The sequence below is a fragment of the Aquabacterium sp. genome (genome assembly GCF_029946005.1).
Taxonomy (GTDB): Bacteria; Pseudomonadota; Gammaproteobacteria; order Burkholderiales; family Burkholderiaceae_C; genus Aquabacterium.
In genome coordinates, this window is sequence record NZ_JAQSDR010000006.1 from 134,162 (window position 1) to 159,552 (window position 25,391).

The window sequence follows — 25,391 nt, forward strand, 5'->3', positions numbered from 1 at the left end:
GGCTCAGGGCAAACGCCACAAAGTGCCGTAGGGTGGCGAGGCGGGCCACTGAGCCGCCTGTTGCGGTGCTTGCTGCGGATGGTCATGGGCCCAACGCCGGGCCAGCATCCAGCCGGCGTGTGCGACCAACACGGCGTTGTGGCTGACAGGGGTCCAAGCCGCCGCCCTGGCCAACAAGGACTGCAGGGCTTCGCCACCCCCGGGGGCATGGGTGGCAAAAGCCTCGCACCACTGATCGATGTGATTTTGCGGAATGTCGCGCCAGGGCAGTCCATCCCACGTGCCGAAGTCCAACTCCAGCAAGGCGGGCATTTGCAGATGCGTCCAGCCCCAGCGCCTCAGATAGCGGCCCACCGAGGCGCAGCGCTGCAGGGGCGAGGTGTGCACCACCTTCGCCAGGCCATGCCGACGAGCGGCCTTTTGGATGCGTCGGGCCCAGCGCGTGGCCCGACGGGCGGGCACGGCCACATCGGTGCGTCCGATGCAGCGGCCTGCCACCTTCTCGGGTTGGGGATGGCGCCAAGCCCACAAGGTGGCTGGTTTTGCCGGATTGCTCATGCGAACCAGGAGGCCACTGCGGCCCCGTGCTTGACCACCGCCAACCAGGCGAGCAAGGCCGCGACTTCGCTGAATTGCTGGGCCGCTCCGAGCGTGTCGCCGGTGTAGCCGCCCAGGCGTTGTCGGTACCAACGCGCGCACACCAGGTTCACCACACCGCAGGCCAAGCAAGCGGCCAGCAAGGCGGGCAGAAGGAGGGCCAGGGGATCATTGAATGGCGAGGCCAGGAGCAGGCACAAGCTGGCCAACAGCACCCAGCACCAGGCGACCAAAACCGCACTGGACCGCACGCTCAAGGCCAGGGGCTTGGCCTTGGCATGCTCGATGTCACCCGCGTAGGGCAACCAGCGCATCAAGGTCACGGCCACGGCACGCGAGGCCGCGTGAGCCCAGATCAAGGCCAGCGCAGGCCACCACAGGCCGTGCTCGGCCAGGCCATCCAAGGTAGCCGCTTTCAGCCCGAGCATGAGGACCAGGCTGATGGCACCATAGGCTCCGATGCGCGAGTCCTTCATGATCAGCAGAGCTTTGTCGCGGCTGACGGTGCCACCCAATGCATCGCAGGTGTCGCTCAGGCCGTCTTCATGGAAGCCGCCGGTCAGCCACACAGTGGCCACCATGCTCAACACCACCGCGATAGCCGGGGGCCACACTTGGGCGGCAGCCCCCCAGACCAGCGCGCCAAAGGCACCGATGCCCAGGCCCACCAGCGACAGGTGACGCGCGCATTCGTTCAGCCAGTGCGCCTCGAAACCCACCCAGCGCGGCACGGGCACGCGGGTGAGGAACTGCACGGCCACCAAAAGCAGCCGCAGTTCATGCACGAGGCCTTGCGCCCGCATCAGGCGCCCTGCCCTTGGCCTGTTGAGCCGCCATCGGCGGTGCTGACACCGGCCGATTCAAAGCTGGCCATCTCGGCCAGGATGCGGCAGCTCGATTCCAGCAGGGGCCAGGCCAGCGCCGCGCCGGATCCCTCGCCCAGGCGCAAGCCGAGGTTGAGAAGCGGCTGCGCCTTCATGTGAGACAGCATGCGGGCATGGCCCTGCTCATCGGACTGGTGAGCGAACACGCAGCGTTGCAAGACCAGCGGCTGCAGCGCCTGCGCCACCAGGACCGCGCTGCTGGCGATGAAACCATCGACCACGATGACCCGGTTCTGCGCGGCGGCTTCCAGCACGGCGCCGACCATCATGGCGATCTCGAAACCACCCATGGCGGCCAACACCTGCAAGGGTTCAATGGCTTGCTCGTGGCGAGCCAGCACCTGGCGCAAGACGGCGAGCTTGCGCTGAACACCGGCGTCGTCCAGGCCCGTGCCGCGGCCCACGCAGTGCTCGATGGGCAGGCCGGTCAAGCGCGCCATGAGGAGGGCTGCGCTCGACGTGTTGCCGATGCCCATCTCGCCCAGCAACAAAGCATTGCCGGGCAGGCCACGCAGCACGTCGGCGCCCGCGTCCAGGGCCGACTGGCATTGGGCTGGGGTCATGGCGGGGCCCTGGCTGGCGTCGGCCGTGCCGGGTGCGATTTTGCGCAGTTGCAGGCCAGGGCGAGGCGCGAAGTCATGGGCCACGCCCGCGTCCACCACGGTCAGGGCCAGACCGTGCTGGCGGGCCAGCACGCTGACCGCTGCGCCTCCGGCCAGGAAGTTTTCCACCATTTGCCAGGTCACGTCGCTGGGGAACAGGGAAATGCCTTGTGCGGTCAAGCCATGGTCGCCCGCGAAAACCACCATCTGCGGCTGCGTCAATTGGGGCGCCTCGGTGCCCAGGATCAAGCCCAGTTGCAGGGCCAGGGCCTCCAGGCGGCCCAGCGATCCCAAGGGCTTGGTCTTGTGGTCGAGCAGGTGCTGCAGGCGCAGGGCGCGGGCGGGGTTGTGCAGGTTGGTGATGGCGTTCAGGTCGGTCATGGTTGGGATGCTCCGGCGTCGAAGCCCAGGGCTTGCGGGGTGGTGGCAGCGCAGCGCGCAATGGCATTGAAGATGTGGAGCAGGCCGCGTTCGATGGCGGCTGGTCCGGGCGACAGGATGTCGGACGATGGGATGTCTTGCATCATCGCGTTCAGGGCGGGGAAGCCTTCGCGGGCCAGCACCTTTTCAGGTTCGAAGCGCTGACCGCACCAGGCACCCATGATGAGCTGCGGCTCGGCTGCCAAGACCTGCTCCGGCGTGACGGCGCGCTCGCGCGAAGGAAAGCGCTGGGCGGTCTCGGCGAACACGTCGATGCCGCCCGCCAACTGGATGATCTCGCTGATCCAGGCAATGCCGCAGATCAGGGGCGAATGCCATTCTTCAAAGTAAACGCGGGGCTTGAAAGGCAGCCGCTGCGCGGCCTGAGCCACCTTGGATTGAATGGCTTCCAGCTCGCTGACCAAGCCCTCGGCAGCTTCGGTGCGCTGCACGACCTGCCCCAGTTGTCGGACCATGTCGGACACGCCAGCCAGGCTGCGGTGGTTGAACCACATCACCGCCACGCCAGCCTCGGCGCAGGCATCGAGCAAGGGGCGTTGAACTTCAGAAAATCCGATCACCAAATCGGGCTGGACATCGAGGATGCGCTCAAGCTTGCCGGTCTTGAAGCCGCTGACCTTGGGCTTGTCTTCGCGGGCCTGGGGCGGGTAAACCGTGAAACCCGAGATGCCTGCGATGCGGTCTTGCGCGCCCAGGCGGTAAAGCACATCGACCGATTCAGTCGACAGACAGGCAATGCGTTGAGGGCCTTGCGGTGTGTTCATGCGTGGGGGGATTTGAGGAGGTTCATGAGCGTGCCGGGGGCGAAGTGCTGGTTGATGAAGTCGGCCAAGCCGTCGAACACGGTGTCGAGTGATGGGGTCTGCAAGCCGAACAGCGCCTGCATGGCGGTGGGGGATTCGAACAAGCCGTGCAAGTAAATGCCCAACACGTTGCCTTGCTGCCAGCCCAGGGGTTCGCCCTGGGCGTTGTGAAGGATCTCCCGCAGCCCGCTTGGGTTGGGGGCGGCCACTGTGCGGCCATGGTGAATCTCGTAGCCTTGAACTTGGGTGCCGCTCAGGCCGGACCACGCGTGCGTCGCTTGCCCAAAGGTGGCCCGGGTCTCGAGCAGCAACTTGTCGCGCTCGAAGGTGGTCACCAGCGGCAGCAGGTTCAGGCCTGGGTTGGAAGTCGGCGCACCGGTGGACGTGGGGTCGGCTTCCACAGCCTCGGCATCGATCAGGGCCTGGCCCAGCATCTGCAGGCCACCGCACACGCCCAGCACGGCGCCACCTGCGGCCGCATGGCCTTGGATCGCGGCGTCCAGGCCTTGGCTTCGCAACCAGACCAGATCGGACGTGGTGTGCTTGGAGCCCGGTAGGATCACCCAATCAACGCCGACCAGATCGGCGGGATGGCGCGCCCAAATCAGGCGCACGCCGGGTGCGGCACGCAGAGGCTGGAACTCATCCAGGTTGCTGATGCGGGGATAGGCCACGATGGCGATGCGCTTGATGGCCTGGGCCGTGCCCGGCCCCGTGGCGTTGTCGTCGAACACGCCGTCTTCTTCGGGCAGGCCATGGCCGCGCCACATGGGCAGGACGGCCACGGTGGGCACGCCCGTCAAGGCTTGCAGTTGCTCGGGCCCGGGGGCCAACAAGGCGGCGTCGCCCCTGAATCGGTTCAGGACATAGCCGCGGATCAAGGCGCGTTCATGTGGTGGCAACAACTGGTGCGTGCCGAACAAATGGGCAAAGGCCCCGCCCCGGTCGATGTCGGTGACCAGCAGGCAAGCGGCCTGGGCCGCCAAGGCGGTGCGCATGTTGACGTAGTCGCTGTGGTGCAGGTTGATCTCGGCGGGCGAGCCCGCGCCTTCGATCACCACCACGTCGTTCTCGACCATCAAGGCTTGCAAGGCGTCGCGGGCAAAGGGCCACAGCTGCTCGCTGCGCTGGCGCCACGGCACCTGGTGCAGGTCGGGGCGCACCTCGCCCAGCACCACGACCTGGCTGGCGGTGTCGCGCTCGGGCTTGAGCAGCACCGGGTTCATGCGCACCTCCGGGCGGGCACGCGCGGCCAGGGCCTGGAAGTACTGCGCGCTGCCGATCTCCCCCAGGCGGCCGTTCAAGCCAGGCACGACCCGGGCGTTGTTGCTCATGTTCTGGGCTTTGAAGGGCGCCACTTTCAAACCTTGGCGCGCATACCAACGGCAGAGCGCCGTGGCCAGCCAGCTTTTGCCAGCGCCACTGGTGGTGCCCAGGACCATCACGGCTTTGGCACTCATGGGTTGATCTCCGCGTGGGCCAGCGCATGGAACAAGGCCTGTTGAGAGCCGGGCGCCTGGGCGCTCAAGCGCACCCACCCCGGCATGCCAAAGCTGGTGGCATCGCGCAGCTTGATGCCATGCGCTCGCAAGCCGTTGACCGACTGCGCAGGCCGCGCCAGCATGAAGGGCACCACGGATGGCTGGCAATGCCAACCCAGGCGCGTCAAGGCCATGGTCTGCGCGGCCATCCACAGCAGCAAGGTTTGGCGTGATCTGGCCAGCCAAGCTTGGGTGCCCGCCTGATGCCAAGCCTGCAACATGGCCACGCCTTCGGCCGATAAAACCCAACTGGGGGCCAGGGCCTGGACGTTTGCCACGCCCAGCAGGGCATCCTCAATGGGTGCGATCACATACCCGGCGCGCACACCGGTCAGGCCCAATGCTTTGTTGGGTGAACACAGCTGCCAGCATTGATCAGCGAACGCCGTGGGCACGGGATCCTGCCCCGTCAGGCGCAAAGGTTCGTAAGCGCGGTCCAGCACCACGGTCACGGGACGCTGACGCTTCAACTCGGCCAGCGCCGCCCAGAATGCTGGCGGCAGGGTTTGGCCCGTGGGGTTGCAGGGTTCGCACAACCAGACCAGCGAAGGGCCCACCTGCGCCTTCAAGGCAGCCAGCAAGGCCTCTCCATCGGCATGGCCCTGCGCATGAAGGCCCAAGGCCAGCGCGGCGGACCGGTAGTCGCCATAGCCCGGTTGCGGCACCCACACCTGACGCACGCCTTGCAAGGATGCAGCCAAGGTCAATCGGCGGATGGCCTCGCTGCTGCCCGCCGTGGGCAACACGCGCCCGGCCTCGACGTCCAGCACCTGGGCCAGGTACTCGCGCAAGGCTTGGTAGGCGGGATCAGGGTAACGCTGGCGATCGGCCGCGTGGATCGCTTGAACCACTTCGTCGGGCGCCCCCAGCGGGTTGGCGTTGCTGGAGAAATCATGGGCGATCGGCGGGCCGCTGTCGGGGCCACCGTGTTCGTTCAGGGGCGGCATCATCCGTGGCCTCCTTGTGCCCAGCAGGCAGACAACAACATGAGCAAGACACTCAACACGGCCGCCCACCACACCGCCCGCTGCGCCCAGGCCAAGGCTTGCGCGGTGTGCCGCGCCTCGGGCAACTGAGCAGATTCGTTCAACACGTACACCCCCGGCTTGCCCAAACGGACCTTCAGCAGCAAGGCCATTACGCCCATGGGCCACCCGCCGTTGGGCGATGGCGTGGCACGCGCCTGCCGCGTGATCGACGACCAGGTTGGCATGGCCCCTGCCGACAGGCACAGCAGCAAAGCCGTGATGCGAGCGGGCAGCCAAGACAGGATGTCGTCGGCACGGGCGGCCCATTTCCCGGCCCATTCGTAGCGACCGCGGTAGCCCCACATGGCATCGGCCGTGTTGGCGAAACGGTAGAGCGCGGCCGCGCCCAGGCCCCCCACGGCGAACCACAACAGGGGTGCCACCAGCGAATCGTTCAGGTTCTCGGCCAGCGATTCAATCGCGCTTTCACGCACGGCCACCTCGTCCAACTGGCTCACGTCGCGGCTGACCAGGCGTTGCAGTTGTGCCCTGCCTGCACCAAGGGATTCGCCCAAGGCCCCTTCGACCGAGGCCACCTCGTCACGCAGCATGCGCCACGCCAGCAGGGGTTTGAGCAGCACCCCCAGCAACAAGGTCTGCACATACCACGCGCATTCCGACAAGCCACGCTGTGCACCCCATGCCAACATCATGACCATCCCGCCGCCCACACACCAGGCCACCGCGCCACCCAGGAAAGCAAACCCCGGCCGCCAGGCACTCAGGCGCGGACCCAGCCAAGCCAGGTAACGACCCATGGCCACGACAGGGTGCGCCCACGTCGGCGGCTCGCCCCAAAGCCGGTCGATCAGCAAGGCCACGGTCATGGCCAGCAGGGGCACCCACGGCGACATCGGGTCAGTCTTCGATGCCGCGTTGGGCGGGCACGCCTGCATGGTAGTGGTGCTTGACGGCGGCCATCTCGGTCACGGTGTCCGCGATGTCGATCAACTCTTGGGGGCAGCCACGGCCCGTCAACATCACGTGGACATGGCTGGGGCGGTTGCGCAAGGCTTCGAGCACGGGTTCCAGCGGCACCCATCCGTAGCGCAGCGGGTACATGATCTCGTCGAGCACCACCATGAAATGCTCACCAGCGTTGATGGTTTCAAGCGCGCGGGCCCAGCCATCGCGGGCCAGTTGGGCCGAGTGCTCCAGGTCGCGGCTCTTCCAGCTGAAGCCGTCGCCCAATCCTTCAATGGGCACGCCGAGTTGCTCGAACACGCGGTGCTCGCCAAAGCGGGCACTGGGCACCTTCATGAACTGGTAGATCTTGACGGCCTTGCCACGGCCATGGGCACGCAGCGCCAGGCCAAAGGCCGAGGTGCTTTTGCCCTTGCCATCGCCGGTGTTGACCAGCAAGAGGCCACGGCGTTCGCCATCGGGTTTTTCAACCTGGCGGTCAACGGGGGGGGATTCGATTTCCATGAAGGTCTTTCCAATCTTGGGGGTCAGGGATCAGGCTCGGACGGGTCGGCGCAGTGCTTGCCACGATGCACCACCGACCACCAGCAAGGCCATCACAGCAGCGGCCAAGGCACGCGACAGCTCCCGGCCAACATCCATTTCAGCTTCGGGATTATCAGGCTGACGCTTCAGCAACAGGCCTTGAAGGCTGGGGGCCGACCTCGGCTCGTCCACTGGTTTTTGAACCGGCGCTGGACTAGGTTGCTGTGCGATGTGGGGCACTTCTGATTGGGTGGGCTCGTGCAACTGCTGCGCCACCCAATGCCGCACGGGCCCCATCTCACCGGGCAAGGGCGCCTCACGGGTCAGTTCCTTGTACAACTGGGCCACCTGCTGCTGAGTGGCCGCGTCGGGTTGCCAATACCCCATGCGCTGGGCCTGCACCAGGCGTTCCAGCGATTGGGCGTAGGCCTGTGGGTGCGTGCGCAGCCATTGCGGCAGCCCCAGCTTGTGCTTGTCTTGCACCAGCACTTCGTAGAAATTCTGCCAGTGGTCGGGGCGCACGGTGTCGGGCGCGGTCACTTGCCAGCCCCAGGCAAACTGCAAGGCCTTGAGCACTTGCAAGGTGCCTGAGTAGCCCTCGGCTTTCTGGGCTTGCAACCAGCCGGGGTGCAGGTAACGCGACTGCATCTCCAGCGCGATGCTGGTGGCGGCCGACTGCGTATGCACCTCGCTGGCGTCTTGCAGCTGGTTCACATACAAACCCAATGCTTCGGTCTTGCCCGCGCTGCGCGCCGCCGCCGCCAAACCGCCCAGGTACTGGAAGGGGTCATCGGACGTGACCATGGCGTACAGGTGCGAGGTGCGCGACAACACCGCCGCCTGCGTGTGCCGCAGGTGCGAGCCCAAGGCCTTGGCGGCCACGCCCTGGGGCAAGCCCTCCAGCGGTTCTCCATCAACATAGGGCTGGCTCATGCGCTGCAGGAACATCTCACCCAGGCGGCTGTCATCGCGTTGAACGCCTTCGGACTGAACCGCCGCCGACAAGCCCGTGCCGTAGTCGCCGCTCACGTTGCCGAACACCCGCGCCCGGGCCAACACCTGCGCCAGCGCACGCGGCACGCCTTCCTTGAGCAATTCAGCCGCGACCACGGCGGTGTTGCTGGAGACCGCATTGCCCGGCTCGGCCGTGGAGGCCGCCGCGACCGCCTGGTCCACCAAGGCCATCAAGGCCGGGAACTGGTCGCGGTAAGAACCGGTGATGCTGAGCAACACGTCCACGCGCGGACGCTGCAACACCGAAGCCGGGATGACATGCACGCCCGTCGGCCTGCCCGAGTCATCCCACACCGGTTCAACCCCCAAGGCCACCAGGGCTTGCGCCTCCATGATCCCTTGATGGCGCAAGGTCTCGCCCGCCCACAAGGACAAGGCCATGCGCGTGGGCGTTTGACCGCCATGCTCGGCACGCCAGGTCTTGAGCCAATCGTTGAACAAGCCTTTGGCCACCTCATGGGCTTGCCGGGTGGGCAGGCGACTGGGGTCCAGGCCTGTCAGGTTGCGGCCAGTGGGCAGGCTGTCGGGATTGCGGATGGGGTCGCCGCCATAAGCCGCGGTGATGAAGTGCCCCGACAGGGCCGTGAGCAATCCGGGCATCTCGCCTTCGGTGGACAGCAAGGCTTCCAGGGCTTGTGCCCGCTCGGCCAGCTTGAACAAGGCGGGGGAATCAATGGGCTTGCGCGCCGCTCGGTTGGGCACCGGTCCACTGGGCAAGGCGGGCCGCAGATCGAGCGTGCTGGCCTTTTGCGCGTCAAGCAAGGCGACGTCCAGCCAACGCGAAGGACGCGCCGTGGCCAGAGACTCGTGGTTGATCAGGAAGGCCTCGTCGATGTCTTCGCCCAGCGCCTCGATCAAGGGCTTGCGCAAGGCCTGCAAGATGGTCTGATGACGCTGTGCGGCTTCAGGCACCCGCCCAAACACCGCCAAGCCCTTGGGCTGGGAACTCTGCGCCAGCGTGTCCAAGTAGGGGTGCAGCAACTCCAGGAAGCCAGAAAAATCCGCCGCGATGCGCTCGGCCGTCCAACCCAGGTCACGGTGCAATTGGTGCTCCACGAAGTTGCCGATCAACTGGCGTTCCAACGCCTGCCGCGTGGGCCCGGCATCCACGGTTTCCCACTCGTGCATCAGCTCGTGCATGTGGGCCATCTTGGCCTCGAAACCCGCGGGCGAAAACACCGGCGTCTTGTGGCTGACCAGCACCGCGCGCCCACGCCGCTTGGCCGTCAACGCCTCACCCAGGTTGTCGACGATGTAGGGATAGACGACCGGCACATCGCCCAAGGGCAGCAAGGCGTCATCCCAGACGTCCAGGCTGCGCGCCTTGCCCGGTGCCCATTCCTGCGTGCCATGCGTGCCAAAGTGGATCAAGGCATCGGCCTGCCGGGCCCACAGGTACACCGCCAGGTAATGGTGGGACAACGGCGTCTTGCTGCGGTGCATGAAAGGGTTCTGGCCCAGGTGCAAGGTTTCTTCACGCGGCGGCTGGGGCAGCACTGCCAAGCGCCCGACCTGCATGCGCGGGATCACAAACACCCGTTGCCCCTGATAAGACACCACGTAGCGGCTGCTGCCCGGCGCGCCCCATTGCGCCTCGATGCGCTGGCGGACCTTGGCGGGCAGTGTCGCCCACCAGGCTTCGTAGTCTTTCAAGGGCAAGGCGGCGGCCTGGTTCTTGGCCAGCAAGGCCTGGAGGTCTGAGCCGGGGTAGTAGGCGGCCAGCATGGGCTTGAGCCCGTCGATCCACTGCGCTTCAGGCACGGCCTGCGTGGTGTACTCCGCCTGCGCCAAGCTGCCGGACACCTGCTCCAGGCTGCGCGGCACGTTGAGGAACGAGGCCCCGAAATTGCTGCCGCCCGGCGGGTAGTTGTAGACCATGGCCACCAGGCGTTTGTCGGCCACTGGCTTGGTTTGCAGGGCGATCAGGCGGCGCGCCTTCGCCACCACTGCCTGGGCCTGGCGTTCGATCAACTCAGGGCGACGGCCTTGGTCGGCGTGGGCGACCACCATGATCGGGTCCACGGCGCCCGCGCCTTCGGGCTGGGCCAGGTAAAACGGCACATCGCTTTGCGACAGGCCGCCCTCGTCCTGCTCCCAGGCCGCCGTGTCGGCAGACCGGTACGGCTGTGTCAACAGCACCGGCGCGCCCCAACGGGCGAACAAGGGCTGCAAAGCGGCACTTTGCGGCAGCAACTGGTGAATGACCACGACCTGAGCGTGCAGGTGACGATCTGCCCCATTGGCCCCATCGGGCCCAGGCACCTCCAACAAGCCAGACAAACCAGCCGCATCCACCTGCTGACCAAAAGCCGCGTAAGCAAACATGCCTTGCTTGGCGAACATGCGCAGCCACGCATCGATCCACTGGGTGGCGCCATTCACGAAGTGATACCGGTGCACCAACAACACCACCGCGGGTCGGCCACGCAGCGCACCTTGTGCTTGCTGCCATTGCGACAAAGCCTGGGCATCGGCAAACAAGCCGGGTGCGTCCGGGTGGTACAGACCACGGCTGGGCCAGGCCTGGGGTGCGGGCAGCTCAGGTGCTGGCAAGCCTTTGATGAGGGCCTTGGACAAAGCCAGGGCATGCTCGGTGTTGCGCTCGCCCCCCGCTTGCAGGTAGGCCGCGATGCCTTTCGCACCACCCTGCGGGGTGACCCACACCACGTTCCGGGCTTTCAGCAGAGGCTGACTCAGCAAATGCTCCAGGCGGGCCTGCGCGGTGACGTGCGGCGCATCAACCCACGCCATCGCCGAAGCTTCCAAGGCCGCATCCAGCGCCGAGGCCTCGGACGCGGTGAGCCTGCTGCTGCCCCGCAAGGGGTACTCGATGTGCTGCACGCTCAGGCCCTGCTGGCGAGCCAGCCGCTCGATCATGGCGGTGCGGGGAGCGGGCGTGACATCCGTGGTCAACCACAGCACCACGGGCGACGCCGCCTGCGCACTCACACACAGGCTCAGCAACAGCAACAGCCACACCAACAAGCACCGCACACCAGACATGGCCATGCTCAACGGCCTCCCGGCCCTGTGGCTGCCGCGGATTTAGGCGCCGAGGCACCCGACTCCGGCACGTACACGATGTTGCCATCATTGAGCTTGTAGGCCACGCCTGCGCGCTGGCCTTCACCGGCACCGGCAGTGCCCGCGCCCTTGAACTTGATTTCCTTGCCGTTCTCGCGCACCACCACCTCCATGTTGGGCTGGCCCGGGTTGCGGATGATGGTGACGTTGTCCTGCGCATTGCTCTGGCTTTGCGCGGCCACGGCCGTCAACAAGGCCACCACCAACACCAGGAAGACATCGACCAGGTTGACGGCCGACAGCATCGGGTCGTCGTCGTCTTCAGCCAACACGTGGATGTGCTTGAAGCTCACAGCGCCACCTCGCGCGCCTTGCGCACGTTCAACAGTTCGGCCAGCAACCAGCGGCGACGCACCGAGTAGACGGTCAGGCCGATGGACGCGGCCGCCAAGGCCAGCACCACCCCGGCGAAAGCGCCGCTGAACACTGACAAGGCCTGCTGCCCCTGGCCGGCGGCCACGCTTTGAAGCGCCGGGCCCAAGGGGATCATCGTGGCGATCAGGCCGAGCATCGGGCTCAGGCGGCTGAGCAAACGCACCGGCTCGATCTGCCGAACCACGGACAGTTCCAGCTCTTCCATCGACAGCTCGGGCGTGACGCGCAATGCCGTGTAGCGTGGATTGCGCCAGCGCTGCCAGCCCTCCATCATGGTCATGCCACCAGTCCACAAGGCATACACAAAGCCCAGGGCCACCAGCGTGAGCACAGGCCACAGCAGCGACTGCGCCACTTGAGAAAAACCAGATTCAATCATCATGTCGGGGCTCCAGGAGCGAACAAGGCGGAGACGGCCGCCGGATTGGAGGGAAAGTACAAATGCATGAAGGAGGCGTGCAAGCGGCCATCGCGGTAGATCCCTTCGGCCTTGCCCAATGGACGCTGCGGCAGCGTTGAAGCCACCGGGGTCATGGGGCTGTCCATGCTGGCGTGGTGGAAGGTGTGGCCCCGCAGGGCGCCCTCGGGCAAGGTCACGCCGTGCATGCCCAGGTTGACGAAGCGCTTTTGCAGTGCCGCCTTGCCGGGCATCAAACCGAGCATGGGGGCCACCTGTCCCTGCACATCACTGAGTGAATCCAGCAGGTACAGCATGCCGCCACACTCGGCCACCACAGGCTTGCCTTGGGCATGGTGGGCATGGATGGCGGCCTTCATGGCGCTGTTGTGCGCCAACTGGTGCAAGTGCAACTCGGGATAGCCGCCGGGCAGGTAGAGGCTGTCGGCCTCAGGTAAGGCGGCGTCACTCAAAGGCGAGAAGGAGATCAACTCCGCGCCCAGTTCGCGCAAGGTGTCCAGATTGGCCGGGTACAGGAAAGAGAACGCGGCATCGCGCGCCACGGCGATGCGCACTCCTTGCAAGCTACGCTCAAGGGCCACGCTCTGTTCGGACTGGGGCGGCTCAAAGTTCACTGGTGCTGGCAAGGCGGGTGACAAGCGGCCCAAGGCCTGCGCCGCCTGGTCGATGCGCTGCTCCAAGTCCGCGATTTCTTCGGCCTGCACCAAGCCCAGGTGCCGCGACGGCATGCCATAGGCCTCGTTGCGCGGCAGCGCGCCAAACCAGGCCATGCCCTCGGGCAGGCTTTCACGCAGCATCTGCGCGTGCGACTCGCTGCCCACCCGGTTGGCCAACACCCCAGCCATGGTCAAACCTGGGCGGTAGCTTGCCAAGCCCAAGGCGATGGCGCCAAAAGTTTGCGCCATGGCCGAACCGTCAATGACGGCCAGCACCGGCAAGCCAAAACGCATCGCGAGGCTCGCGCTGGAGGCATCGCCATCGTGCAAGCCCATCACGCCCTCCACCAGGATCAGGTCAGATTCGCACGCGGCCTGGTAAAGCATCTCTCGGCAATGCGCCTCGCCGCCCATCCACAGGTCCAACTGGTACACGGGCTGGCCGCTGGCACGCTCCAGGATCATCGGGTCCAGAAAATCAGGCCCAGTCTTGAAGACCCGCACGCGCAAGCCTTGCTGGCGGTGCCAACGGGCCAGGGCTGCCGTGGCGGTGGTCTTGCCCTGGCCGGAAGCCGGGGCGCTGATCAACACGGCGGGGCATTGCACGCTGGGCTTCCTCATGCGGTGTGAGGCATGGCCAACCACTGCCCCTCCACGTTGAACAACTTGAGCCGGTGGTCAAACACGTCTTGCAGCGCAGCGTGAGACGACGGCGCATCGACCGGGCCATGGTGGCGCACCAAGCCCTTGGCCATCACCACCAGGTCATCGGCCTGCAAGGCCATGTTCAGCTCGTGCAGCACGCTGACCACGGTCACGCCCTGCGTCACCAGCCCCCGCACGATGCACAGCCAGTCGGCCTGGTGCGGCGGATCCAGGTGGGCCAAGGGCTCGTCCATCAAAACGATGGGCGCCTGCACGGCCAATGCCCGTGCCAGCAATACGCGCTGACGTTCGCCGCCCGACAGGTGGGCCAGGGTGCGGTCCTTCCAGGCCCAGCAATGGGTTTGCGTCATGGCCTGTTGCACGGCGGCATGGTCGGCCGGGCTGGCAGGCGCCAACCACGCCTGGTGCGGCAAGCGGCCCAGCATGACCACGTCGAACGCACTCAGGTCATCGGCACCGGCTTCACTTTGCCCCAGCCAGGCCAAAGCGCGAGCGCGCTCCTTGGCGGGCCATTCATGCAGTGGTCGGCCCTGCAAGCCAATGTGCCCGACGAAAGTCTGCAAGCCCGCCAGGGTGCGCAACAGCGTGGACTTGCCCGCGCCATTGGGCCCGACGATGGCCGTCCAGCGGCCCGCTGGCAGCTTCAAGGAGATGGGGTGCAACACCAATTGCTTGGACAAATGCACCGACCGGATCTCAGCGCTCAGCGCGGTGGTGTGATGAGGCGTGTTCATGTCACCCACCCCGGTTCATGCGCCACAGCAAATAGCCACCACCCAACACGGCGGTGAGCACGCCCACCGGCAGCTCTTGCGGCGCCCACACCCAACGCGCGACGATGTCCGCCCCCAGCAGCAGCACGCCGCCAAACAGGGCTGACAGCACCAGCACCGGGCCATTGGTGGCATTGACGCGGCTGCGCACCAAGTGCGGCGCCACCAGGCCCACGAAGGAAATGAGACCCGCCTGCGCCACAGCCGCCCCGGTGGCCAGCGCCATGGCCGCGATCAGCAGCATGCGGACACCCGCCAGGCGCACGCCCAGACTCATGGCGGCCGAGTCGCCCAGGGTCAGGGCATCCAGCGCGCGGCTGCAACCAAAGGCCACCAGCGCGCTCACCACCAAGGTGCTCGCCAGGATCGTCACACTGTTCCAGCCCAGGAAGCCCGTCGTGCCCATCATGAAAGCCTGCATGGCCCGCATGATGTCGGGCACCATGAGCATGGTCAGCGCGCTCAAAGCACCCAGCACCACACCCACCACCACGCCGGCCAACAAGAGGCGCAAGGTGTGCTGCACGCCACGCGCCAGGATCAAGGTCAGTGAGACCGCACCCACCGCCCCCACGAAGGCCGCGCCGGTCAGGCCCAGGCGCAAGCTCCACGCCGATGCCACGGGCGAGACGCCCAACAAGGCCAACAACACCGCCACACCCAAGGCCGCTCCAGATGAGCTGCCCAAGAGGTAAGGATCCGCCAAAGGGTTGCGGAACAGGCCTTGCGCGATGGCGCCGCCCAGGCCCAGCAGGGCCCCGGCCAACCAGGCGCCCGCGCAACGCGGCGCGCGGATGTCCCACACGATCTGCATCGCCGTGGGATCACCCCAGGGCGGCGACCAACCCGTGCTGCCCACTGCCAGGCCCAAGGTCATGAAACCAAGCGTCACCACAACCAACACGAACAGCAAAGTGATCGGCCTCATCGAACCGCACCCGCCCCCATGGTCACCGCCGACGCACGCAAGCAGTTCGCCATGATCTGCGCCGCCTCCCCCATGCGCGGGCCGGGGCGCGACAAGACATCGCCCTGCTCCAAGGTGAACGCGCACACATGCTTGTCGCGCACCGCGCGGATGCGCTCCCAGCCTGGCCGTGCGCCCACGCCCGCCGAATGGCGCTGAGAAATCATGATGACCTGGGGATCGGCCCGCACCACGTACTCCGGGTTCAGCTTCGGAAACGGCCCCAAGCTGGTGGGCACGATGTTCTTGGCGCCCAGACGGGTCAGGGTTTCGCCAATGAAAGACGACTCGCCAGCGGCATAGGGCGCACTGTCAACTTCGTAGTAAACGCTCAGGCCTCGCGCGTTGACGGGCACCGTCTTGGCTGCGGCGTCCACCTGGGCCTCCAGCCGCTGCCACAAACGCAAGCCACCATCGGCGCTGCCCAGGATCTGGGCGACCTTGCCCGCCACGCGTTGCACATCCTTGTAAGTGCGGGGCTCCAGCGCCACCACCTTCAGGCCCAGCGACTCGAGCCGCTCGCTCACGCGCGATGACAAGGCCAGCAGCACCACATCGGGCTTGAGGGAGGCGATCAGCTCGATGTTGGCGTCGTCCAGACCCCCGGTCTTGGGCAGGTTGCGCACCGAAGCCGGGTGGTTGGAGTAGCGATCGGTGCCCACCAAGCGCGCGCACCCGCCCAGTTCACACACCGTCTCGGTCAACGATGGCAACAAGGTGATGATGCGGGTCGGCGGCGACTCCAGGCGCACGGTCACGCCGCGGTCATCGACCAGGGTCACGCCCGGCGCGGCATGGCTCACCTGCATTGCAGCAGCCATCAAGGCACACAGCATCCCCCACCGTATCGTCTTCATGCTCATGTCATTCCCCGTGCGGCGTCACCGGCCGCGTCCATGCCTGCCCCGCCACCATCAAGGTCACCTGGCCACAACGCTGTGCCACCGCCTGATTGAGCCAACCCAGTTCATCCACAAAGGCGCGCACCTCGCGCGACATGGGCACGATGCCCCAGCCCACCTCGTTGGACACGAAGACCACAGGCGATGGCAGGTGGGGCAACACCGCCAACAGCGCCCCGCGCTCCGCACGCCATGCGGTCAGATCGGCCTGGCCTTCCGCAGGCATCAGCCAATTGGTCAACCACAAGGTCAGGCAATCCACCAGCAGCAACCGCCCTGGCAAGGCCTGTGCACGCAAGGTCTCGGCCAGACGCAAGGGTGCCTCGGCCGTGGCCATGCCCACGGGCCGCTCTTGCTGATGGCGTTGGATGCGTTCGCGCATCTCATCGTCAAAGGCCAGCGCCGTGGCCACCACCGTCACGCTGTGCGCCTCCGACTGCCGCAGCCAGGCCTGCGCCAGCCGCTCGGCCTGGCGCGACTTGCCGCTGCGTTGTCCGCCAACGATCAGGTGGTGTTCGGGCATCACAACTCCGGTGTCCAGCGCACACCAATGATGGCCGTGCGTGGGGCGCTTGAGTAGGTTTGAGCGTTCTCGTACTTCTTGTCAGCCACGTTGTCGATGCGCGCAAGCAGGCGCCAGTGGGCGTTGATTCGGTAGAGCGCATCCACGTTCACCACTGTGTAGCCGCCCAGGGGCTTCTTGTTGGCCGCATCGTCAAAGCGCTTGCCCACAGCCAGCAACTGCGCGCCCAAGGTCCATTGTTTCAAATCCGTGTCGAGCCGCAGTGAGGCATGACGACGTGCCCGACGCTGAAGATCCGCATCATTGAGTGCGTTCTTGGAAGAATCAAAATCAATGGCCCCTGACAGGCGCACAGGCCCCAATGGCAAAGCCCCGTTCAGACTGATGCCCTTCAGGTGCGCCAACGCGGTGTTCCTGTAGCAATAAGCCGGGTCTTGCACACACGTTTTGGTGCTACCAGGAGGCCCGACGATGAGGTCGCTCACCCAGTTGTTGTAGGCTGTCATGCCCCATTGGGCCCCGTCTTTTTGATACCGCACGCCAACATCGGCGTTGCGCGAGGATTCAGCTTTGAGCGCGAGGTTACCGAATTGGCTGAAGCGTTGGTACAAGGTCGGCGCGCGATACCCCGTGCCCCAAGACGCGTGAACATTCCAATGTTCTGCGAAGTCCTGGCCCGCAGCCACCGATCCCGTGCTGTGCGCGCCAAACTCGCTGTCCCAATCGTTGCGCGCATTGAGTTGAATGGCCGTGCCATGCGCACGCCACGCGTAGCCCAAGCCCAGGCCGTCGTCGCTGCGCTGGCCTTCGCCAACGGTGCCTGACAAGACGACCTGGCTGTTTTCAAGCGTGTCTTCGCGGCGCTCCAGCAGCGTGGTCACAGAATGGGCGCCCCACTTGAGTTCATTGAGCCAGGAGGCCGTGTCCACGTGGGTTTCGGTGCGGTAGTTCTTGTCCAGCGGCGTGCGGTATTGGTCGACCGACCGCCCCCCCGTCACTTGGCTCGACCAGTGATCCCACCATTGCGCGGTCCATTGAAGTTTCAAATCACGCCGATCCCGCAAGGCGTAGTCATCGCGGCTGGCGACGGTTGAGTCATAACGGCTGAGCATGTGCTGCTGCGATGCGATCGCCTCGATCCGGTGTGCCGCCGAGGGCGTGAAACCAAAACGGAGGTTGCCCCCCTCCGTGATGTACCCATCCCGGTCGGCCATTCGGGTGCCTGGAACAGCATTGTTCTTCGCACTAAAGCCATCGCTCTGCTCTCTGGCCACCGAGACCGCGTAGTCAAACAGGCCCGTCGCACCGCTCAAGCCAGCATCGGCCTTCAAAAATCCCAACTCTCCAGCCGACAGGCCCAGCTCAACGCGCGCAGGGCCTTTGCCCTTCTTCGTGAAAATCTGGACCACGCCCGAAATCGCATCCGAGCCATACAAGGCGCTGACCGGGCCACGCACGATTTCGACGCGGTCAATCTGCGACAGGTTCAACAGCTGCCATGACGCGCCACCGCTACCGTTTTGCGTGTCGATCCGAACACCATCAACCAGCACGGCAATGAACCTGGTTTCACCACCGCGCAGGTACACATTGGCATCCGCGCCCGGCCCACCACTGCGCGCCACCTGGAACCCAGCGACGTGGCTCAGCAAGTCCACCATGGTGCCCGAAGTCTGCCGCTCAATGTCCTCTCTCGAAATCACGGTGACGTCGGCCAAGACCTGCGACAGAGGCACCGGGGTGCGCGTTGCCGTAACGACCAAGGGCTCGAGCGCGCCCTTGCCCGCCGTTTGCGCCCATGACGAGCACCCAAGGCACAACAAAGCTGCGCCCAACACCAAAGATTTGAAGTTATCCATGGTGCAGCCCATTAAAACTGGCGAGCCAGTGAGAGTTTGAAAGCCCGGCCGGGCTCGGGGTACAGCGCGCCGGTGGCGCAGCTGTAGGCGTAGTTGTAGCTGTTTTGATTGGTCAGATTGGCGCCCGACACCGCGACCGTCCAGGTCTTGTCAGACCAGGCGTAGCGTGCATCCAGCGTGGTCGAAGACGGGATCTTACGGGCGCATTGGTTGGATGCGTCGTCGTTGAAACGCATGGCCGCCAGATACTGCACCCCCAAGTCAATCAATTGGCGCTCATTGAAGCGGTAGGTTGTCCGCAAGGTCGCGCTTTCAGGAGCTACCAGGACTTGCTTTAAACCGGCGTTGGCGCCCGACCGGTAGGTGGCATTCACATGCTGCCAAGTCGCTGACCAGTCCCATGATGGCAGGGGGCTCCAGCGCCCTTCGAGCTCATAGCCTTGCCGACGCGTGGGGTCCAGGTTCGTGTTGGCAAACGCCATTGGATCGTAGGCAATCTCATCTCTGGTGGTCTGCAGGAACCAGCGCCACGTGGCGCTGCTCGCACCCTTCGCCCACTTCAACCCCAACTCGCGGTCGCGGTTTTCTTGCGGGCGCAAAGCTTGTTGAAGCGGGGTGTAGCGGTTTTCATCCACATTGGGCAAACGGTACGAAGACGCCCAACGCCCATACACATCCAGGCCCGTCAGCACGGTCTGACTCAAGGCCAACTCGGCCGCGTTCAGATGATTCTTGCGGTCATAGATGACAGCGGATGATTTGCCCTCCTTCTCGACGTGTTCGGTGCGCCAACCCGCCGCCAACCGGGTGCGGCTGGGAAAGGCCAAATTCGTGTGAATGAAGGCCGCGTGGCTCGATTGCTTCCCGGCTTCCGTGCCACTCACGAACGACCAGTCCTGCGCTTCAACGCCAACCACCCCACTGGCATCGATGGCCCCCCAATTGTCAGCGTAAGCCAATCGCGGCGACACTTGCGTATTGCGGCTGGTGCTATCGCTCGCAAAAGAAGACCCCACGTAGTAGCTGCGCGATTGACGCTCACGGGTACCCACATCGATCTGCGACGTCCACGCTCCCACCTTGTGTTCGACGTTGATCACCGACCGAGTCTCGTCCGTCTTGGCAAAATCCAGCGGTGTGTTCGCCTGGCGGGGATTTGCCGCGAACTGCGCGAAGCTCAAGGTCCCCGGCATCCCCGAATCGGTGTTTTCCTGCTGGACACGGCCCTTGATGCGCCAGCCTGCATGTGCCCACTGGATGCTCGCGCTGCCGCTGTCCTGCTTGTAATGAGCATTGTCCCGGTAGCCATCGCTGCGCACACTGCGCACCGCGGCATCCAGCGTCACATCGCCCAAGCCCCAGGTACCGCTGCCTTGGAGGTCATGGCCGTTGAAACTTTCAAACGCGGCGCTAACGCGCCCGCTAGAAATCGCTTGGTCGCCTCGCTTGAGGATCACGTTGATGACACCGGCGGAAGCACCTTCGCCCCACAACACGCTGGAGCCGCCACGAACGATTTCGATGCGCTCAATCTGGTCAAGCGGAATGGCCGACAAACGGGCCGGCATCAGCTCGTTCTCGCTGAGCCGGATGCCATCCACCATCACCACCATGTTCTGGTCTGCTACCTCGCCATAGCCCCGCAAGTCCAGGCGGTACTCGCGCCCACCCGAGAGGTCGGTCTTGGCGGAAACCCCGGCCAGCTTGCGAATGGCCTCATTGGCATCTGACACACCCGAGCGGGCAATCTGCTCCGAGGTGATCACCGAGGCGCCAATGGGCGCCGATTTCAGCAACTGAGGCATCCGACTCGCGGACACGAACACCGTCTGCAGCTCAGGCAATGCCGACACTTCAGCCGCGTGGACCTCTGCACCTGGCAGCCAGCCCCAAGACACCGCGACGGCCACGGCCGAACGCACCCCAGGTGCTAGGCGCACCGAATTCAAAAACAACATGATGGATACAACAGATAAAGGCTCGCGCCAGCGTCCCCGCAGGCAATGAGCGACATGGTGCAAAGCACCCCCTGTTGGCCGGTATCCGGGCTGAGCAGTACAACCCGTGCGGCCTTCCCAGATGCGTGGAGCATCCAGTGGCAAGAGAGCACGGGCGAAGGACTTGGCAAATGCGCCGAGCCCTTGACCACCGACCGTTGCGGGGGCAGCGCAGGTAGGGCGCGGCATGTGTGAATGCCTGAACCGTCCTGCTTCCCGTTTAACTGCACCAGGGAGAACCCCAGCGCGAGCACCAACACGGCGATTGTAAAGGACTTGGCAAGCAGGCCTACAATGACCGCCATGTCCAGAATCGATGATCTCACCGAGCGCGTTGAGCGGTTGCTGCTGCGTCACGAAGAGCTTCAGCGCACCCACGACCTGTTGCAGCAGCAACTGGACGTGACCACGCACGAGCGTGATTCTCTCAAGGCCCGATTGGCTGCAGCCCGGGCCCGCATCGACGCCCTGATCGACAAGCTGCCCGCGTCCTTGCCTGCCGACGCCTCCTCGACCCACTCGCCCGACGCATGAAACAAATCGAAGTCTCGATCATGGGCCAAAGCTATTTGCTGGGTTGCCCTGAAGGCGGAGAAGCGCGCCTGAAGGAAGCCGTCTCGCACGTGGACCGCGAAATGTGCGCCATCCGTGACAGCGGCAAGCTCAAAGCACGTGAGCGGATCGCGGTGCTGTCTGCGCTGAACCTGGCTTACGAGCTCACCGAGCGGCCTGCCGTCACCGCGCCTGCGGCCAGCACCACCGCCGATTCAGCCGACGTGCCATCGCCTGAACATGTGGATCGGCTCATTGCCCGCATCGACCAGGTGCTGGGCCAAGATGGTCACTTGATTTAAACCCCTTCGCAACGGGGTATTTCCACACCCATCAGGGCGCGGCGCACGTAGAATGAATTCGTTCGTCGCGTTCGTGGAAGCTTTTAATTCCTTGAACCGATGCTCTTAGAGCCAGGGCTTGGAACATTGCGAAGTGGGTGTGATCGTCTCGCGTCAGACGAACCCGAAGCCTCGCTGACCTCGCCCACCTGAATCCCCTGGGTTCAGGAACGCGGCAACCAGTGCGCGGCGAACACCTTATGTGTGCACGAACTGAATGCTGGCCAAGGCCACACGGTTCCCACCGGTGTCACGGGCACTGGCCATGGCGCGATCTGCGCTGCGCATCATCTCTTCGACCGAGCCCGCGGTGTGCGGAAAACTTGCCACCCCCATGCTCACCGAAAACGGAATCTGCTGCCCGTTGTGCGGCACGATGTGCCCCGCGCATTGACGGCGCAGTTGCTCCATCCTGGAATGGGCCGTGGCCAGGCCAACGCCCGACAGCAACACCACAAAGCGATCGCCACCCAGGCGGCACGGGGAGTCCATGGCGCGGGTGTTGGCGCGCAGCAAGCGGCCCAGGGCTTCGACCACGCGTTCGCCCCCCTCGGGCCCGTGCAGGCGCAGGATTTCTTCCAGCCCGTCGATCGACACCGAGACCAGCGCGAACTCGCGTTGCTCGCGGCTGGACAGGTCGGCCTCGCGGCGCAGTTGTTCTTCGAAGTGGGCGCGGTGGTACAGGCCGGAGGCGGCATCTCGCACCTGGTTGTCCTGCATGTCGCGGCGCAGGTTATCGTTGGCCTTTTGCTGGGCTTCCAGCTGCTGCAGCGCGGAGTGCAATTGGGTTTCGCGGCGCTTTTGTTCGGTCACGTCCTTCCAGACGGACAGCAACTTGCCCGCAGGGGCCGCCTGACCTTCTGCAGCGGGCGCTTGGCGCCACACGGTAAAGTCACGGCGTTCGCCGGAGCGCTCCAGGCGGTGCTCGGTCAAAAAGCCTTGGGTCAAGGACAGGGCCTGCTGATCAGCAGCGCGCAAGGCCACGGCCTGCACGGCATCGAAAAGATCCGCGTCCTGCGCGCCCACCACCGTGGTGCGCGGGCCGGCCAACAAACTGGAAGCGGCCTCGTTGGCCCACTCGTAACGTCCACTGGCCACATCCTTGACCAGCAAGGCCACCCCCAATTGATCAAGGGCATGCACCAGAGCGTCTGACAACACGCCTCTGGACAGTGTCTCCACAGCGTTTGAATCGGCCATAACGTTGATTGGTGTGATCATGAGTTCTTGGAACAACCCGGTGCATTCGAGCATGCATGGGGCCGAAGGCCTTCAGGGCCAAATCTTGGCTTAAATTAACGCGGCTGGCTGCCCTTCAAACATGGGATGTGAGCCACCTTTACAGTACTTGTGTGCGCTTTACCACGGTGCATTGACCTCTATTCCCCTCCTTGGTACCCGCCATGACCCAACTCACTGTTTTAGGTTGCGGCTTGATGGGCGCGCCGATGACGCGCCGCCTGCTCGCCGCTGGATTTTCGGTCACCGCCTGGAACCGCACGCGCGCCAAGGCCGAAGCCCTTGAATCCGCAGGGGCACTGCTGGCCAACTCGCCAGCGCAGGCCGTGGCGCGGGCCGACATCGTGATCACCATGCTGGAGCATGGCCAGGTGGTGGAAGAGGTCTTGTTTGGCCCGGCCACCGACAGCGCCGCCCAAGCCCTCAAGCCTGGCGCATTGGTGATCGACATGAGCTCAATCCTGCCCGAACAGGCCCGGGACCATGCCGCGCGTCTGGCTTTGTCGGGCGCCACCAGCCTGGACGCCCCCGTCTCGGGCGGCACCGTGGGCGCCGAAGCTGGCACCCTGGCCATCATGGTCGGAGGCCTGGCCGAAGACTTCGAACGCGCGCGGCCGGTGTTCGCGGCACTGGGTCGGCCTGTGCACGTCGGCCCCATCGGCAGCGGGCAACTGGCCAAGCTGGCCAACCAGATGATCGTGGGCATCACCTTGGGCGCGGTGGCCGAGGCCCTGCTGCTGGCCGAGCGCGGGGGTGCCGACCCAGCCAGGGTGCGAGAAGCCCTGCGCGGGGGCTTTGCCGAAAGCCGGATCCTGGAAGTGCATGGGCAGCGCATGGTCGATGGTGATTTCGCCAAACGCGGTTCGCTGGCCATCCAGCTCAAAGACCTGAACAACGCGCTCCACACCGCCTCAGCGATGGGTTTTGACGCGCCCATCACGCAGCGACTGGCCGCGCTGTACGCCGATGCGGCCCACCATGGCTTCGATCAGTTGGACCAATCCGGCGTGTTCTGCGAGTTGCAGCGCCGACAAAATCCACTGGTATTCAGCGACCCCGTGGTTTGATACACTGGTTTTGAAGGGCCGGTAGCTCAGTTGGGAGAGCGCTGCGTTCGCAATGCAGAGGTCGTCAGTTCGATCCTGATTCGGTCCACCAGTTTCAATGGTTGCGTCGGTCGTAGCCCTGTTTGACGTAGTAGCGCCGCTTGGCCTCGTACATGTGCTGGTCGGCCCGGTGCACCAGCGCCTCCATGCGTTCGCCATCCACACTGGTGGCCGAGCCAATGGCCAAGCTGATCTGCGAGCTGCCCGCGTTGAACTGGTTGTTCAGCGCCAGCAATTCACACAACTGCTCGACCCGTTTTTCGCACCCACGCGCATCGGTGTTGGGCAGCAGCAAGGCGAATTCGTCGCCCCCGATGCGAGAGGCCGTGCAGGGCCGGTCCACCGCCTTGCGCAGGACCTCGCCCACGCGGCGAAGCATGGCGTCGCCACCGGCATGGCCCAGTTCGTCATTGACGCCCTTGAGGTTGTTCAGGTCCACCACCACCACACTGATTGGCCAAGGGCCGTGGCGCTCCAGCCGGTTGATCTCGTCCGTGAAGAAGGATCGATTGCGCAGGCCGGTCAAGGCATCGTGCATGCCCAGGTACTCCAGGTAGGCCTCGGCTTTTTTACGCGCACTGATGTCGGTCAGGGACACCAGCACCTTGTCCCAACGCTCTTCGTGGCCAGGCAGCACCGAGAACTGCAGGTACACATGCACCTTCTCGCCGTCCAGCGCGTAGTTCACCACTTCGCGTTGCTGGAACAGCTTCCCATTCCACAAATCGACCAGTTGCTCGGCAAAATGCGGGCGCATGTCATCGCGGAAGACCTTGTCGGTTTGCGCCAGCAACGACACCTTGTCGGCAGCACGGAACATGTGCACGGTCTGCTGGTTGATGTCCAGCACGCGGATCTCTTGCAGGCAACGGGTCACGAATTCAGGGTGCACATCCAGGAAGACCCGAAAGTCGGCAATGCCTTGGCCTCGCACCTCTTCAATCAACTGTTTGATGCCCGTGAAGTCTTCCAGCCACAAGGAAACCGGTGAATGCTCGAACAGGCCTTTGGCCTCCAGCTCGCTGGTCCGCAAAGCGCGCTCGGTGCGCGAACGTTCGGTGGTGTCCTCGATCGCTAGCAGCACGCGCGACCACGTGTCCTCGTGGCCAGGCAGGATGTTGGCCTTCAGCGAAATCGACAGGCGCTCGCCATGCAAGGTGTAGTTCACGGTCTGGCTGGCAAACTGGGTGCGACCAGCCCACAACTGCGCCAGCTCTTCAATGTGCTGCTCGAACATGTCATCGCGGAACACCAGGTGCAATTGGGACGACAACTCGGCCAGATCCTGGGCACCATAGAGCGACAAGGTGCGTTGGTTCACCCTCAGGATGCGCAGGCACTTGGAGCACTCGGCCACGCGCTCAGGGTGTTGGCGCAAAAAGGCGCGCAGGTCGGTCACCCCTTGCTTGCGCCATTGCGTGAACAGCGTTTTCAAAGCGCTGTAGTCCTCCAGCCAAAGCGACACCGGTGCCAGCTCAAACATGTCGGCATAGAGATCGTCCATCGCGCGGGGTCTTTCCAGGGGGGCTCAAGTAGGGTGATCGACACGGTAGCAGATGCAACGAAGGCATGAT

General features: G+C 64.9%; 23 protein-coding genes, 1 tRNA gene, 1 other RNA gene and 1 riboswitch. Of the genes, 5 read left to right on the forward strand and 20 right to left on the reverse strand.

Annotated elements, in window-relative coordinates:
* Positions 1 to 3: 3 nt before the first annotated feature.
* From PSV38_RS03675 to PSV38_RS03760, 18 genes are read right to left on the reverse strand one after another with little or no spacing between them, the layout of a single operon-like run.
* Positions 4 to 558 carry a histidine phosphatase family protein gene (locus PSV38_RS03675; RefSeq protein WP_300544972.1) on the reverse strand — a complete coding sequence of 185 codons (555 nt, stop codon included), beginning with the start codon at positions 556 to 558 and terminating at the stop codon, positions 4 to 6.
* Positions 555 to 1,400: an adenosylcobinamide-GDP ribazoletransferase gene (locus PSV38_RS03680; protein ID WP_300544975.1), complete on the reverse strand. Its 846-nt coding sequence runs from the start codon at positions 1,398 to 1,400 to the stop codon at positions 555 to 557. The genes PSV38_RS03675 and PSV38_RS03680 overlap by 4 nt, the downstream gene beginning before the upstream one ends.
* Entirely contained in the window at positions 1,400 to 2,464 is a 1,065-nt protein-coding gene (gene cobT, locus PSV38_RS03685; protein WP_300544977.1) for a nicotinate-nucleotide--dimethylbenzimidazole phosphoribosyltransferase, read from the reverse strand. Before cobT ends, PSV38_RS03680 begins: the two co-directional genes overlap by 1 nt.
* On the reverse strand, positions 2,461 to 3,288 hold the full coding sequence (locus PSV38_RS03690; RefSeq protein ID WP_300544979.1) for an ABC transporter substrate-binding protein: 828 nt from the start codon (positions 3,286 to 3,288) through the stop codon (positions 2,461 to 2,463). The genes cobT and PSV38_RS03690 overlap by 4 nt, the downstream gene beginning before the upstream one ends.
* On the reverse strand, positions 3,285 to 4,787 hold the full coding sequence (locus tag PSV38_RS03695) for a cobyric acid synthase (protein WP_300544981.1): 1,503 nt from the start codon (positions 4,785 to 4,787) through the stop codon (positions 3,285 to 3,287). The genes PSV38_RS03690 and PSV38_RS03695 overlap by 4 nt, the downstream gene beginning before the upstream one ends.
* Complete coding sequence (locus PSV38_RS03700; RefSeq protein ID WP_300544983.1) at positions 4,784 to 5,818, reverse strand: pyridoxal phosphate-dependent aminotransferase; 1,035 nt, start codon at positions 5,816 to 5,818, stop codon at positions 4,784 to 4,786. The genes PSV38_RS03695 and PSV38_RS03700 overlap by 4 nt, the downstream gene beginning before the upstream one ends.
* On the reverse strand, positions 5,815 to 6,750 hold the full coding sequence (cbiB, locus tag PSV38_RS03705) for an adenosylcobinamide-phosphate synthase CbiB (protein WP_300544985.1): 936 nt from the start codon (positions 6,748 to 6,750) through the stop codon (positions 5,815 to 5,817). Before cbiB ends, PSV38_RS03700 begins: the two co-directional genes overlap by 4 nt.
* Before the next feature lie 4 nt (positions 6,751 to 6,754).
* Positions 6,755 to 7,324: a cob(I)yrinic acid a,c-diamide adenosyltransferase gene (gene cobO / locus PSV38_RS03710; protein WP_300544987.1), complete on the reverse strand. Its 570-nt coding sequence runs from the start codon at positions 7,322 to 7,324 to the stop codon at positions 6,755 to 6,757.
* A 30-nt stretch (positions 7,325 to 7,354) separates the two neighbouring features.
* Positions 7,355 to 11,368: a cobaltochelatase subunit CobN gene (gene cobN / locus PSV38_RS03715; RefSeq protein WP_300544989.1), complete on the reverse strand. Its 4,014-nt coding sequence runs from the start codon at positions 11,366 to 11,368 to the stop codon at positions 7,355 to 7,357.
* A 2-nt stretch (positions 11,369 to 11,370) separates the two neighbouring features.
* Positions 11,371 to 11,736 carry a DUF2149 domain-containing protein gene (locus PSV38_RS03720; RefSeq protein WP_300544991.1) on the reverse strand — a complete coding sequence of 122 codons (366 nt, stop codon included), beginning with the start codon at positions 11,734 to 11,736 and terminating at the stop codon, positions 11,371 to 11,373.
* A complete protein-coding gene (locus tag PSV38_RS03725; RefSeq protein WP_300544993.1) occupies positions 11,733 to 12,200 on the reverse strand; it encodes a hypothetical protein in 468 nt (155 codons plus the stop codon). Before PSV38_RS03725 ends, PSV38_RS03720 begins: the two co-directional genes overlap by 4 nt.
* The gene (locus PSV38_RS03730) at positions 12,197 to 13,513 is read right to left on the reverse strand and encodes a cobyrinate a,c-diamide synthase (protein ID WP_300544995.1); all 1,317 of its coding nucleotides are present in this window, start codon (positions 13,511 to 13,513) and stop codon (positions 12,197 to 12,199) included. Before PSV38_RS03730 ends, PSV38_RS03725 begins: the two co-directional genes overlap by 4 nt.
* Complete coding sequence (locus PSV38_RS03735) at positions 13,510 to 14,292, reverse strand: ABC transporter ATP-binding protein (RefSeq protein WP_300544998.1); 783 nt, start codon at positions 14,290 to 14,292, stop codon at positions 13,510 to 13,512. The genes PSV38_RS03730 and PSV38_RS03735 overlap by 4 nt, the downstream gene beginning before the upstream one ends.
* A 1-nt stretch (position 14,293) precedes the next feature.
* Positions 14,294 to 15,259: an iron ABC transporter permease gene (locus PSV38_RS03740; RefSeq protein WP_300545000.1), complete on the reverse strand. Its 966-nt coding sequence runs from the start codon at positions 15,257 to 15,259 to the stop codon at positions 14,294 to 14,296.
* Entirely contained in the window at positions 15,256 to 16,155 is a 900-nt protein-coding gene (locus tag PSV38_RS03745; protein WP_300545003.1) for a helical backbone metal receptor, read from the reverse strand. Before PSV38_RS03745 ends, PSV38_RS03740 begins: the two co-directional genes overlap by 4 nt.
* A gap of 7 nt (positions 16,156 to 16,162) precedes the next feature.
* Positions 16,163 to 16,723 carry a bifunctional adenosylcobinamide kinase/adenosylcobinamide-phosphate guanylyltransferase gene (gene cobU / locus PSV38_RS03750; protein ID WP_300545005.1) on the reverse strand — a complete coding sequence of 187 codons (561 nt, stop codon included), beginning with the start codon at positions 16,721 to 16,723 and terminating at the stop codon, positions 16,163 to 16,165.
* A complete protein-coding gene (locus tag PSV38_RS03755) occupies positions 16,723 to 18,582 on the reverse strand; it encodes a TonB-dependent receptor (protein WP_300545007.1) in 1,860 nt (619 codons plus the stop codon). Before PSV38_RS03755 ends, cobU begins: the two co-directional genes overlap by 1 nt.
* Positions 18,583 to 18,593: 11 nt before the next feature.
* On the reverse strand, positions 18,594 to 20,540 hold the full coding sequence (locus PSV38_RS03760; RefSeq protein WP_300545009.1) for a TonB-dependent receptor plug domain-containing protein: 1,947 nt from the start codon (positions 20,538 to 20,540) through the stop codon (positions 18,594 to 18,596).
* A gap of 58 nt (positions 20,541 to 20,598) precedes the next feature.
* A riboswitch (cobalamin riboswitch) is annotated at positions 20,599 to 20,852 on the reverse strand.
* Positions 20,853 to 20,873: 21 nt separating this feature from the next.
* Here PSV38_RS03760 and PSV38_RS03765 point away from each other — a divergent pair.
* The 3 genes from PSV38_RS03765 (at position 20,874) to ssrS (ending at position 21,670) form a co-directional block, all read left to right on the forward strand.
* Positions 20,874 to 21,113, forward strand: a complete 240-nt coding sequence (locus PSV38_RS03765) for a DUF904 domain-containing protein (RefSeq protein WP_300545012.1) — start codon at positions 20,874 to 20,876, stop codon at positions 21,111 to 21,113.
* Positions 21,110 to 21,433: a cell division protein ZapA gene (locus PSV38_RS03770; protein WP_300545014.1), complete on the forward strand. Its 324-nt coding sequence runs from the start codon at positions 21,110 to 21,112 to the stop codon at positions 21,431 to 21,433. The genes PSV38_RS03765 and PSV38_RS03770 overlap by 4 nt, the downstream gene beginning before the upstream one ends.
* A gap of 58 nt (positions 21,434 to 21,491) precedes the next feature.
* Positions 21,492 to 21,670, forward strand: a non-coding RNA gene (ssrS, locus tag PSV38_RS03775) — 6S RNA.
* Here the strand turns inward: ssrS and PSV38_RS03780 are convergent.
* A complete protein-coding gene (locus tag PSV38_RS03780) occupies positions 21,671 to 22,672 on the reverse strand; it encodes a sensor domain-containing diguanylate cyclase (RefSeq protein ID WP_300545017.1) in 1,002 nt (333 codons plus the stop codon).
* A gap of 203 nt (positions 22,673 to 22,875) precedes the next feature.
* Between PSV38_RS03780 and PSV38_RS03785 the strand changes: the two genes are divergently transcribed.
* Positions 22,876 to 23,778, forward strand: coding sequence for an NAD(P)-dependent oxidoreductase (locus PSV38_RS03785; protein WP_300545020.1), 903 nt, complete (start codon positions 22,876 to 22,878; stop codon positions 23,776 to 23,778).
* 15 nt (positions 23,779 to 23,793) lie between these two features.
* Positions 23,794 to 23,869 (forward strand) — tRNA-Ala (locus tag PSV38_RS03790).
* Between the two features lie 3 nt (positions 23,870 to 23,872).
* On the opposite strand, the gene PSV38_RS03795 is transcribed toward PSV38_RS03790, so the two are convergent.
* The gene (locus PSV38_RS03795; protein WP_300545022.1) at positions 23,873 to 25,321 is read right to left on the reverse strand and encodes a GGDEF domain-containing protein; all 1,449 of its coding nucleotides are present in this window, start codon (positions 25,319 to 25,321) and stop codon (positions 23,873 to 23,875) included.
* Positions 25,322 to 25,391 lie beyond the last annotated feature (70 nt).